Origin of the sequence: Stutzerimonas sp. S1 (assembly GCF_025966695.1) — a bacterium.
Classification (GTDB): Bacteria; Pseudomonadota; Gammaproteobacteria; order Pseudomonadales; family Pseudomonadaceae; genus Stutzerimonas.
This window is the reverse complement of the sequence record NZ_JAOEIY010000004.1, coordinates 461,501-472,547: the sequence shown is the minus strand read 5'-3', so window position 1 is coordinate 472,547 and position 11,047 is coordinate 461,501. Positions and strand designations below refer to the sequence as shown.

At 61.7% G+C, this 11,047-nt stretch carries 11 protein-coding genes and 2 pseudogenes; 6 read left to right on the top strand and 7 right to left on the bottom strand.

Annotation, left to right across the window (positions count from 1 at the left end; genetic code table 11):
• Positions 1-79: 79 nt before the first annotated feature.
• From N8H22_RS11465 to tadA, 4 genes are all read left to right on the top strand, one after another.
• Positions 80-892 (top strand): hypothetical protein, encoded by an 813-nt coding sequence (locus N8H22_RS11465; RefSeq protein WP_264590625.1) that lies wholly within the window; start codon positions 80-82, stop codon positions 890-892.
• Between the two features lie 160 nt (positions 893-1,052).
• Complete coding sequence (locus N8H22_RS11460; RefSeq protein WP_264590624.1) at positions 1,053-2,309, top strand: EAL domain-containing protein; 1,257 nt, start codon at positions 1,053-1,055, stop codon at positions 2,307-2,309.
• Between the two features lie 515 nt (positions 2,310-2,824).
• Positions 2,825-4,195 (top strand): multicopper oxidase family protein, encoded by a 1,371-nt coding sequence (locus tag N8H22_RS11455; protein ID WP_264590623.1) that lies wholly within the window; start codon positions 2,825-2,827, stop codon positions 4,193-4,195.
• Between the two features lie 19 nt (positions 4,196-4,214).
• Positions 4,215-4,721, top strand: coding sequence for a tRNA adenosine(34) deaminase TadA (gene tadA / locus N8H22_RS11450; protein WP_264590622.1), 507 nt, complete (start codon positions 4,215-4,217; stop codon positions 4,719-4,721).
• Positions 4,722-4,735: 14 nt separating this feature from the next.
• Here tadA and N8H22_RS11445 read toward each other — a convergent pair whose 3' ends face one another.
• Together N8H22_RS11445 and argF are read right to left on the bottom strand one after the other, a co-directional pair.
• Positions 4,736-5,842 carry an ABC transporter ATP-binding protein gene (locus tag N8H22_RS11445; protein WP_264590621.1) on the bottom strand — a complete coding sequence of 369 codons (1,107 nt, stop codon included), beginning with the start codon at positions 5,840-5,842 and terminating at the stop codon, positions 4,736-4,738.
• Positions 5,839-6,759: an ornithine carbamoyltransferase gene (gene argF, locus N8H22_RS11440; RefSeq protein WP_264590620.1), complete on the bottom strand. Its 921-nt coding sequence runs from the start codon at positions 6,757-6,759 to the stop codon at positions 5,839-5,841. The genes N8H22_RS11445 and argF overlap by 4 nt, the downstream gene beginning before the upstream one ends.
• 265 nt (positions 6,760-7,024) lie before the next feature.
• Here argF and grxD point away from each other — a divergent pair, with 265 nt between their 5' ends.
• The gene (grxD, locus tag N8H22_RS11435) at positions 7,025-7,351 is read left to right on the top strand and encodes a Grx4 family monothiol glutaredoxin (protein WP_264590619.1); all 327 of its coding nucleotides are present in this window, start codon (positions 7,025-7,027) and stop codon (positions 7,349-7,351) included.
• A gap of 71 nt (positions 7,352-7,422) precedes the next feature.
• On the opposite strand, the gene bfr is transcribed toward grxD, so the two are convergent.
• Both bfr and N8H22_RS11425 read right to left on the bottom strand, forming a co-directional pair.
• The gene (gene bfr / locus N8H22_RS11430) at positions 7,423-7,893 is read right to left on the bottom strand and encodes a bacterioferritin (RefSeq protein ID WP_264590618.1); all 471 of its coding nucleotides are present in this window, start codon (positions 7,891-7,893) and stop codon (positions 7,423-7,425) included.
• Positions 7,894-8,088: 195 nt separating this feature from the next.
• A complete protein-coding gene (locus N8H22_RS11425; RefSeq protein WP_264590617.1) occupies positions 8,089-8,307 on the bottom strand; it encodes a bacterioferritin-associated ferredoxin in 219 nt (72 codons plus the stop codon).
• Between the two features lie 214 nt (positions 8,308-8,521).
• Between N8H22_RS11425 and N8H22_RS11420 the strand changes: the two genes are divergently transcribed.
• Positions 8,522-9,064 (top strand): YaeQ family protein, encoded by a 543-nt coding sequence (locus tag N8H22_RS11420; protein WP_264590616.1) that lies wholly within the window; start codon positions 8,522-8,524, stop codon positions 9,062-9,064.
• Positions 9,065-9,082: 18 nt separating this feature from the next.
• On the opposite strand, the pseudogene N8H22_RS11415 reads toward N8H22_RS11420, so the two are convergent.
• The 3 genes and pseudogenes from N8H22_RS11415 to N8H22_RS11405 all read right to left on the bottom strand — a co-directional run bounded on the left by N8H22_RS11415 (position 9,083) and on the right by N8H22_RS11405 (position 11,030).
• Positions 9,083-9,936: pseudogene (locus tag N8H22_RS11415) on the bottom strand (biotin-dependent carboxyltransferase family protein).
• Entirely contained in the window at positions 9,933-10,640 is a 708-nt protein-coding gene (gene pxpB, locus N8H22_RS11410) for a 5-oxoprolinase subunit PxpB (protein ID WP_264590615.1), read from the bottom strand. Before pxpB ends, N8H22_RS11415 begins: the two are co-directional and overlap by 4 nt.
• A pseudogene (locus N8H22_RS11405) lies at positions 10,637-11,030 on the bottom strand (LamB/YcsF family protein). The gene pxpB and the pseudogene N8H22_RS11405 overlap by 4 nt, the downstream one beginning before the upstream one ends.
• Between the last annotated feature and the right edge of the window lie 17 nt (positions 11,031-11,047).

The following is an 11,047-nucleotide window of genomic DNA, read 5'->3' as shown; positions in this document are numbered from 1 at the left end:
ACCAGCTGTCACCGGTAGAGTTTGAGAAGCGACATTTACTGAGCCTGGAAAGTGTCTAAGAAATCCGGGGCGATTCAGAATGGCCGCATTCGTCACGCTCAATAACGCCTCAACCGATCCGCAATCGCGAGCTAAGATGGCGGCTCCAGACGTGCTTTTTTACAGCCTCGATTTCGATGCCCTTATGGTGTTTGGCTCCGGCGTCGAAAAAACTCAGGCGCTCACTTCCGAGGCAGTGCGGGACAGCGATCTGCTTCAGCGGCTCGGCGTTGGGTTGGATGGGCTGTTAGAGCAAGCCCGGCGGGGTGGCCCCGATGCGTTGACAGGTGGAATTCTGCGGCTCGATGACACGTTGGTGCTCGCTGCTGCGGCAAATGCTTTGCCTGAGGATCAGGTCGCCCTGAGACGGGCTTCCGGCACCACCTTGGTTCTGATTGATTTGCTGGATCCGGACGAACTGCTGCGGCTCGGCTTCCAATACGGACTGATCGATTTACATTTAATTGGCCAAGGTGAGGGTGGTGCGATATCAGAAGATGGCAGCCTAGCGCTCACCGACCTGGCGGGCGCCTCGGTAATCTTCGGCTGGTCGGCTCCTGAGTTCGGTCATGAGATGCTTGAAGGGCTGCTACCGATAGTCGGCTCCTCTGCGGTATTAATGCTTCTTCTAATAGGGTTGATCGCCCTTGATGCGGTGAGGGCATCGCGACGCCTTGAAGATAGTCACTCGGCGCTTACGGTCAGCCAGGCAAGCCTTGCTAGTAGTGAGAAGCGCTTTCGTGATATCGCCGAGGCTGCATCGGACTGGTTGTGGGAAACCGATGAGCGCTTGAGGTTGATATACCTCTCCGAACGGTTTGAACGCGTCACCGAATTCAAAGCCAGCCAATGAACCCTTGCGTTGCAAGTATTCGGACAGTAACGGTGACGTTCGGATCTGTCGCCTGGCGTCGCGGCCGATCATGGCGGACGGGAAATGTGCCGGTTACAGAGGTACCGCCAGCGACATCACCGAGGAGGTAAAAGCGCAGACGCAGGTAGAGCATCTATCCATGCACGACGCTCTGACTGGCCTGCCCAATCGTAACAACTTGCACAGTTTTCTGGCCGGCAAGCTGGGAGCCAATAGGCCGTTGGCAATGATCAGTCTGGACCTGGATCGATTTAAGCCAGTAAATGACACCCTTGGGCACGCTGCAGGCGATCTGGTGCTCCAGGAAATGTCGCTCCGTTTGCTTAACTGTACGCGCAACGAAGACCTCGTCGCTCGGCTTGGCGGCGACGAATTCATCATGGTACTTGATGGCATAAGCTCCCAGGAAAGCATTGAGGCGCTTTGTGTACGCCTTATCGATCAGATCAAACAACCGATCGTATACGAAGGCCAGAACATCTTCGTCGGCGGAAGCATCGGTATTGCGCTTGCGCCGCAGGACGCGACCGAGGCGAACGAGCTGTTGCGCTGTGCGGACATTGCGCTCTATCAGGCCAAGGAAGATGGACGTGCCACGTGGCGGTTCTACGCCAGCGAAATGAACCAGCGGTTATTACAAAGACGACAGCTTGAGATGGACCTGCGGCAAGCCATGGCTATGGGGGAAATGGCGCTTCAGTATCAGCCGCGCTATCGAACAAATGGTATGCACATCATCGGAGCTGAAGCACTGGTGCGCTGGCAGCACCCACTGAAGGGGTTGCTCGGCCCGGCGCACTTCATTGACCTAGCGGAGGAAACCGGGCTCATCGTTCCGCTCGGACGATGGGTGTTAAATGAGGCCTGCAACGAAGCAGCACGCTGGCCCGAGCATATCTGCGTGTCAGTCAACCTGTCCGTTGTCCAGTTCCGTCAGAGCGACCTCCGACTGGATGTTCAGCGGGCACTGACGGAAGCCGGTCTGGCTGCCTCGCGGCTTGAGCTGGAGGTTGCCGAGAGCATTTTGCTGGATGAGTCCGCAGGTGCGTTAGCAACCCTCAATGCGCTCAAGGAATTAGGCGTACGCCTGACCATGGACCACTTCGGTACGGGCTATTCTTCGCTCAATTACCTACGAAGTTATCCGTTCGACGGGTTGAAGATAGATCGCAGCTTCATTGGCAACGCGCTAAGTTCTGCTAATGACCGTTTGATCATCAAGGCAATCGTTGGGCTCGCGGAGGCCTTGGAGCTCACGGTTACCGCCGAGGGCGTTGAGACTGGTGAGCAGCTTGAATGGTTGGAAGAAGCAGACTGCGCAGTGGTGCAGGGTTTTCACATATGCCAGCCTCAATTCGCTCAAGAAATGGAGCGACTGGTTCAGGAGATGGGATGATGCGAATGTTAGTGGCTAACAGGCTAGGGAACTGCACACATTCCATGAACAAGTTTTCTAATCATTAAGTTAAGGGCGATTATGTCGACTATTTCAAGCGAGACAGTTATTTAGTCCTTGCAAGCGGATCACCATGCGTCAACAAACTTCAATAAACCCGCCCAACCCCGGATTGTGCGTAAAGGCTCTGGTTTTGCCGCATCCGACGGCATTGGTCAAGGATGCTAAAGACGGCTAAAATTGCCGGCGACCGCTAAGTCTTCACTGTTCGAATAGCTCCATCACCGCGCAATATAGATGCTGGCGGAATGGCGGTAAATGTGACGGTAAAACCTATATCGATTAAATTTGTCCCTTTAACCATGCGGGTTTAGGCGACCTATTGATGATTGAGTGGGAGTGATCCGCGCTTCAAGAGGGCAGCCCAGGCTGCCCTCTTGCTATGTGCAGGTCTCTGGACGGACGTGCTGCAGAGCCTGATGGGCCCATCAATTCGGACTGGCTGGAGCCCACGTATGTCCTTTACACGTAGACAGATTCTCGCCGGACTGGCCGGCCTCGGTGTGGTTGGTCTGGGTGCCGGTGGGGCTCGCTATTGGCTTGGCCGTCCTGCCGCCGTCACTACGCATGACTACGAACTAATCGCCGCGCCGCTGGACGTCGAACTGGTGCCCGGTCACTCGACGCCTGCCTGGGCCTACGGTGGCCAGGCACCGGGTCTGGAGCTGCGCGGCCGGCAGGGTGGCTGGTTGCGTGTGCGCTTCATCAATCGGCTGCCGGAACCGACCACCATTCACTGGCACGGCATTCGCCTGCCGCTGGAAATGGACGGGGTGCCTTACGTGTCGCAGCTGCCGGTGCTGCCCGGCGAGTTCTTCGATTACCACTTCCAGCTCAAGGATGCCGGCAGCTTCTGGTATCACCCGCATACTGCCAGCGGCGAGCAGCTGGGCCGCGGGCTGGTCGGCCCGCTGATCGTCGAGGAACGCGAGCCGAGCGGCTTTCGTCACGAACGCACGCTGAGCCTGAAGAGCTGGCACGTCGACAAGCAGGGTGTCTTCACCGCGTTCAGCGTGCCACGCGAGGCAGCGCGTGGCGGTACCCCCGGCGTGCTGTCCACGGTGAACGGCCAGCATCTGCCGGCCCTGGACTTGCCGGCCGGACAGATCGTTCGACTGCGCATCCTCAATCTCGACAACACGCTGACCTATCGCCTCAATCTTTCGCAGGGCGAGGCGCGCATCTACGCGTTGGACGGCAATCCTGTCACGCCGCGCCCGCTGGGCAAGGAGTACTGGCTGGGGCCGGGCATGCGTATCGAGCTGGCGCTCCGCGTGCCGGCTGCCGGTCAGGAGCTGATGTTGCGCAACGGTCCGTTGCGGCTGGCGACTCTGCGCTCGGCGCCCGCTGGCGAAGCGGCCGGCGACTGGCCGCCTGCGTTACCGGCCAACCCCATCGCTGAGCCGGACCTGCAGCGAGCTGAGACGCTGCGCTTCAATTTCGAGTGGGTCGGTGCGCTGTCGACGGCGCTGGAGCAGGGTGGTGCGCACACCTTCTGGCAGATCAACGGCCAGGCGTGGGACATCAACGACAAGAGCTGCGCTGCTCGGCCGATCGCGACGCTGAAAAGGAATGGGCACTACATCTTCGAGCTGCGCAACCTCAGCCAGTACCAGCATCCGATCCATCTGCACGGTATGACCTTCAAGGTGCTCGCGTCGAACCGGCGCAAGATCGACCCCTGGTTTACCGATACCTATCTGCTGGGCAAGAACGAAACGGCGCGTATCGCCTTGGTGGCCGATAACCCCGGCGTCTGGATGTTTCACTGTCATGTCATCGACCACATGGAAACCGGGCTGATGGCGGCAATCGAAGTGGTGTAAGCCGAGCAGGAATGAAGAGATGAGAAAACCGCTGATCATCGATCGCAGCCAGGACGAGCGCTTCATGCGCGAGGCGCTGGTGCTCGCCGCACAAGGCGCGGTCGAGGGCGAGGTGCCGGTGGGGGCGGTGTTGGTGTGCCACGGTGAGATCGTCGGACGCGGTTACAACTGTCCGATCAGCCGCAACGACCCGAGCGCCCACGCCGAGATGGTGGCGATCCGCGATGCGGCTGGCGCGTTGCGCAACTACCGGCTCCCCGGTTGCACGCTGTACGTGACGTTGGAGCCGTGCAGCATGTGCGCCGGGCTCATCGTGCATTCGCGGGTGCAGCGCGTCGTTTACGGCGCCAGTGAGCCGAAGGCCGGTGCGGTGGTCAGTCGGGGGCGATTCTTCGAGCAGGACTTTCTCAATCACCGGGTGTTGGTGGAGGGCGGAGTGCTGGCCGCGGAATGCGGTGAACTGCTCAGCGCGTTCTTTCGCCAGCGGCGGCAGAAGGGCGAGCCGGACAGCTCCTCGGACGCCTGACGGACGACCGGCGCTCAGGCGCCGCTGAAACGCCGTACGCCGTTCTCCGGCAGCTTCTCGTGAGCGGCGATGCTGCCCTGGGCAGGGAACACCACCAGATGATCGGCGGCAATGGCGATGCCCACTTCCTGTCCGGTGGGATAGTCGGCGTGGCTGGCGAAGATACCTTCCAGCTGGTTGCCGGTCGGCAGCTGCAAGCGATAAAGCGTCGAGGCACCGAGAAAGGTCTTGCCGACAATCAGCGCTTTCAGCGGACTTTCCGGGCGGTAGACGATGTCGTCCGGGCGTAGCAGCACGTCGACGGAGCTGCCGGCCGGCCACGTATAGGCGCGGTTGCCACGGATCACGCCGAGCTCGGTCTGCACCGTTTCGGGATCGATCAGCTGGCCGCGAATGAAATAGCCCTGGCCGATGAAGCTGGCGACGAAGGGAGTCAATGGCTCGTGGTAGAGATTGAACGGCGTGTCCCACTGCTCCAGCCGGCCATCCTTGAATACGCCGACCTGATCGCTGACGGCAAACGCCTCTTCCTGATCGTGGGTGACCAGAATGGCGCTGGTGCCGCGGGCTTTGAGGATCTCGCGGACTTCGTGACTGAGGTGGCGACGCAACTCCACGTCGAGGTTGGAGAAGGGTTCGTCGAGCAACAGCAGCTGCGGTTCCGGCGCGAGCGCGCGGGCCAGGGCGACCCGTTGCTGTTGACCGCCGGAAAGCTCGTGTGGGTAACGCCGGCCCAGTGTGGACAGGTGCACCAGTTCGAGCATTTCACTAACGATGCGCTGGCAGTCCGGGTGCTTGCGGATGCCGAACGCGATGTTTTCGGCCACCGTCAGATGCGGGAACAGCGCATAGTCCTGGAACACCATGCCGATGCGGCGTTTTTCTGGAGCGAGGGTGTAACCGGCACGCGAGATCACCGCATCGCCCAGCTGGATCTCGCCCTGATGCACTGACTCGAAGCCGGCGATTGCGCGCAGCGTGGTGGTCTTGCCGCAACCCGAGGGGCCAAGCAGGCAACCGATGTCGCCGCGATTCAGATGCAGGTTGAGGTTCTGCACGATGCGCTGCGCGCCGTAGCCGCAGGCCAGGTCGCGCAGCAACAGCAGCGGCTCATGCCTCATGCGTGGTGATAAGCCGGTTCGACGAGAAATTCGAGCAGGGCCTTCTGCACGTGCAGACGGTTCTCTGCCTGGTCCCAGGCGACCGAGCGCGGATCGTCCAGCAGATCGTTGCTGATCTCCTCGCCACGGTGGGCCGGCAGGCAGTGCATGAACAGCACATCCGCGGCGGCGCAGTCGAGCAGCGCACGATCGACCTGATACGGACGGAAGGTGGCGAGGCGAGCGGCCACTTCGTCTTCCTGGCCCATCGAGGCCCACACGTCGGTGCTGATCAGGTGCGCGCCCGCTGCGGCCTCACGCGGATCATGGGTGATCCGCACGCGGTCGCCAGCCTGGGCGAGCAGGGCAGCCTTGGGCTCGTAACCCTTGGGGCAGGCGATATTGAGCTGGAAGTCGAACTGGATCGCCGCTTCTATATAGGTGTTGCACATGTTGTTGCCGTCACCGATCCAAGCCACGGTCTTGCCGGCAATGCTGCCGCGGTGTTCGTGGAAGGTTTGCATGTCGGCCAGCAGCTGACAGGGATGCAGATCGTCGGAGAGGCCGTTGATCACCGGAACACGCGAGTGCGCAGCGAAATCGGTCAGGGTGGAGTGGGCGAAGGTGCGGATCATCACGGCGTCGAGCATGCGCGACATGACGATCGCCGAGTCGCTGATCGGTTCACCGCGGCCGAGCTGGGTGTCGCGCGGCGACAGGAAGATCGCCTGGCCACCGAGCTGGATCATGCCGGCCTCGAACGACAGGCGAGTACGCGTCGAGGCTTTCTCGAAGATCATGCCCAGTACGCGATTTTTCAGCGGCTCGAAGAGAATGCCGCGCTCGCGCAGATCCTTCAGCTCGATGCCGCGGCGGACCAGGCTGTGAAGCTCCTGGGGCGTGCAGTCCATCAGTGAGAGAAAATGCCTTGCGCTCATATCAACTACCTTTATTGCCGCAGGCCGTGGTCCGTAGCTTTTTTCAGGAAAAAGGAGGACCGACGACAGGAGGTCGCACGGGGAAGCGACGAAACGGGAAAGGCGCGATCTTATCCAGAAATCAAGCGCAGGCGCAAATCCGCTGGCGGGCCGCGCGCGGCGCAGGTTGCCAGCCCACGTGAGCACTAAAGCCGAGTCCGGCACTCGGCTTTCCCCCTGCAGTTCCGGTACAATGCGCGGCAACCGTGTCTAGCCGAGGTACTCCATGGATATCATCGAAACCATCAAAGAACAGATCGCCAACAACCCGGTGCTGCTGTACATGAAAGGCTCGCCCAACGCCCCGCAGTGCGGCTTCTCTGCCCGCGCAACCCAGGCCGTGATGGGCTGTGGCGAGAAGTTCGCCTATGTCGACATCCTGCAGAACCCGGAGATCCGCGCCAATCTGCCGAAGTACGCCAACTGGCCGACCTTCCCGCAGCTGTGGGTCAACGGCGAGCTGGTCGGAGGCAGCGACATCATCCTCGAGATGTTCGAGAAGGGCGAGCTGCAGACGCTGATCAAGTCGGCCGTCGGCAAGACCGAAGCCTGAAGCGTCGCGCCTTGCCATGAAAAAGCCCCGCATCGCGGGGCTTTTTCATGAGCGAATCGATCAGGGCGAGATCACTCGTCCATCTGTGATTGCAGGTAGTTCTCCAAGCCCACCTTGTCGATCAGGCCGAGCTGAGTCTCCAGCCAGTCGATATGCTCCTCCTCGGACTCGAGGATATCTTCCAGCAGTTCACGACTGCCGTAGTCGCCGACGCTCTCGCAGTAGGCAATGGCGGCCTTCAGATCCAGCACACCACCTTGTTCCAGCTTGAGGTCGCAGTCGAGCATTTCGCGGGTGTTCTCGCCGATCAGCAGCTTGCCCAGATCCTGCAGGTTCGGCAGACCCTCGAGGAAGAGGATGCGCTTGATCAGCTTGTCCGCATGCTTCATCTCATCGATGGACTCTTCGTACTCGTGCTTGCCGAGCTTGCCCAGGCCCCAATCCTCGTACATGCGCGCATGCAGGAAGTACTGGTTGATGGCGACCAGTTCGTTGCCGAGGATCTTGTTGAGGTGCTGGATAACTAGCTTGTCGCCTTTCATTGTTCGGGCCCTGCCTGAGACGGTATGGTCGTTGGCGCAGTCTGGCCACGAAGCTCTGGGCTGTCAAACCTAAGCCCTTGAATGCAAAGGGCTAAATTCGAATACGAATGTTTCCTTTGTGCGCTTGGGCGATAACGTCTTGATTTGCGGACACAAAAAAGCCGGGCAGGGCCCGGCTCGGTAGTGATCGGTCAATCAGGCGGGGGCGAAGCTCGCCGGATAGGCGAGTGCAGCCTGGGCCGATTGGATGTCCCCGAGGGTTTCGCGTACCACTTGCTTGGCTACGCAGGCACATTTGCCGCACTGACTGGCGACGCCCGTGGTCTCGCGGACTTCACGATAGCTGCAGCAGCCTTCGTAGATGGCTTCGCGAATCTGGCCGTCGGTGACACCCTGGCAAAGGCAGACGTACATGAGAGGTACCTGTTGAGCCTGTTGATGTGGGGGATGCTAAACAGAATGAGAATGATTGTCAAAGCTCGTTCGTCGAATGCCTGTGATCTGTCTGACGATTGCCCCGCCGGCGTCCGTGTAGGGGGAATCCGCAGGATCCTCCGCAGGCGGCGAATGCCGGTGTGACGGTGCTTTGCGGTAGACTGCGCGCCTTTTTCCCGCCAGGAAGCGCGCCATGGCTCTGCAAGCCACACCCTACAAGATCGAACTCAACCTGACGGACCTGGATCGCGGCGTCTATGAGAACCTGCGCTTCACGGTGGCCCGCCATCCTTCCGAGACCGAGGAGCGCCTCGGCGTGCGCTTGATTGCCTATGCGCTGTGGTATCACGAGCAACTGGCGTTCGGTCGCGGGTTGTCGGATGTCGATGAGCCTGCGCTGTGGGAAAAGAGCCTGGACGACCGCATCCTGCACTGGATCGAGGTTGGTCAACCGGATGCCGAGCGGATCACCTGGTGCTCGCGCCGTGCCGAGCGTTTCAGCCTGCTGGCTTACGGCAATCTGCGAGTCTGGCAGGGCAAGGTGGTCGATGCGGTCAAGGGGCTGAAGAACGTCAGCATCGCAGCCGTTGCTTCTGAGTCGCTGGCCGAGTTGACCAAAGACCTGCCGCGCAGCATCCAGTGGGGCGTAATGATCAGTGATGGCACGCTGTTCGTCACCGACGAGCGCGGTCAGCACGAAGTACCGCTGCAGTGGCTGCTGGGTGAGCGTGGCTGAAGCTGACCGCGGCTGGCGCTAGCGCCAGCTGTCGAGCAGTACACGTTGCCGGCGCTGGGCCTGCTCCAGCCCGACGGGCGCCAGCCGCAGGCGTGTTCCGAGCAGATACTGCGCCAGTCGGGCGACGGATAGCGGCGTCAATGCGCCGAGACGCGGATAGCCGCCGATGGTCTGGCGGTCGTTGAGCAATACGATTGGCTGGCCGTCGGCTGGCACCTGGATGGCGCCTAGCGTCACCCCTTCCGAAATCATCGTCTTTCTGCTGCATTGCAGGACCGGGCCAAGCAGGCGAACGCCCATCCGATCGGCGCGCTGATCGACCTGCCAGTCGCGATTGAACGCGTCGAACAGGCTCTGTGCGGCGAAGTCGCCGACCTGTGCGCCAAGAATCACCTGTAGGGGCGCGGCGCTGACCAGCTGTGGAATCTGAGTGATCGGTATCTGCCGAGGATTGGGCGTGGTGCCTCGCCATTGCAAGCGATCACCTGCAACCAGCGGCTGGCCGTCACCGTGCAGGCCGCCCAGTCCTTCGCGTGGCACGCTGGCACAGCTGCCGAGCGACTGCACTGCGACGAATCCGCCGGTCGCGGCGAGGTAGCAGCGCACACCGCTACGTGGCTGGCCATCCAGCGTCGCACCAAGGTCCGCGCCTGCCAGCGCCAACCACGCATCGCGCTGCGCCTGCAGGGTGAAGCAGCCGATGGTGATCTCTATCGTCGCGGCCTGCAGCGGATTGCCCAGCAGCCAGTTCGCCCGGCTTGCGAAAGCCAGTCCGCCGCGCCGCCTCGGGTGATCCCCAGATGCCGTATGCCGAAGCGGCCACCATCCTGCAGGGTCGCCAGTGCGCCGCTGCGTTCCACCCGCAGGCTCATGGGCTGTGCTCGGCGAAGGGACGCGCATCGCCGCCCAGGCGGAGGAATTCGTCGCGCTCGATTGGCTCGAACCGTACCCGGTCGCCGGGTTGCAGCAGGCTATAGCCGTCCAGTTCTCGATCGAATAGTGGCTGCGGAGTGCGACCGATCAGATTCCAGCCGCCGGGAGAAACCTGCGGATAGATGGCCGTTTGCCGATCGGCAATGCCCAGGCTGCCAGCAGGCACTCGCTTGCGCGGAGTCGCCAGACGCGGGCTGGTCAGGCGTGGGTCGACCAGCCCCATGAAGGCGAAGCCGGGTGCGAAACCGAGGGCGAAAACCTGATAGGTATGGCCGCTGTGGCGCTCGATGACGCCGTCGATGCCCAGGCCGGTGCGCTCGGCAAGCGCCTCCAGATCGGGACCCACGCTAGGGTGGTACCACACGGGCAGGCGATGTTCGCGACGGCTACCGATGTGAGCAGGGCGCAGCTCGTGCAGTGCCTGTTCGATGCGCGCGCGGGCCTGCCGATCGTCCAGCTGGGCGAGGTCGTACTGCAGCAGGATGGTGGTATAGGAGGGCACCAGATCGATCAGCGCTGGACCGAAGCCCGTGCGCAGGCGTTCGCAGGCCGCCAGCAGCCAGGGCATGTGCGCTTCATCCATATCGTCGAAGAGGCGCAGCATCAGGCTGTCGATGCCGGCGACCTCGATGCGCAGCTTCATGCCGGCAGCTCGGCTAGTGCCTGGCGGATCTCTCGCACCGCGGCGAGCGAGGCGGCGTTGTCGCCATGCACGCACAGACTGTCGGCTCGCAGGGTCAGCATGCTGCCGTCACTGGCAATCAGCGGTTCGCCCCTGGCCAGGCGCAGCGCCTGGGCAACGACGGCGGCGCTCTCGTGATGAACCGCTCCGGGCTGGCTGCGCGGCACCAGCTGGCCGCTGCCGTCATAGGCGCGATCGGCAAACACGTCGAACCATGACCTGTGGGTCGCCGGCGTGGAAGCCGCAGGCGATGTTGGCGCAATCGATATGCGGCATGATTTCGGCATCCCGGCCCATGGTCCAGGCGCCGAAGCTTTCGCCCATGTCGCAGTTGAGCAGCAGAGGGTTCATGCAATCCTCTTGGCGGC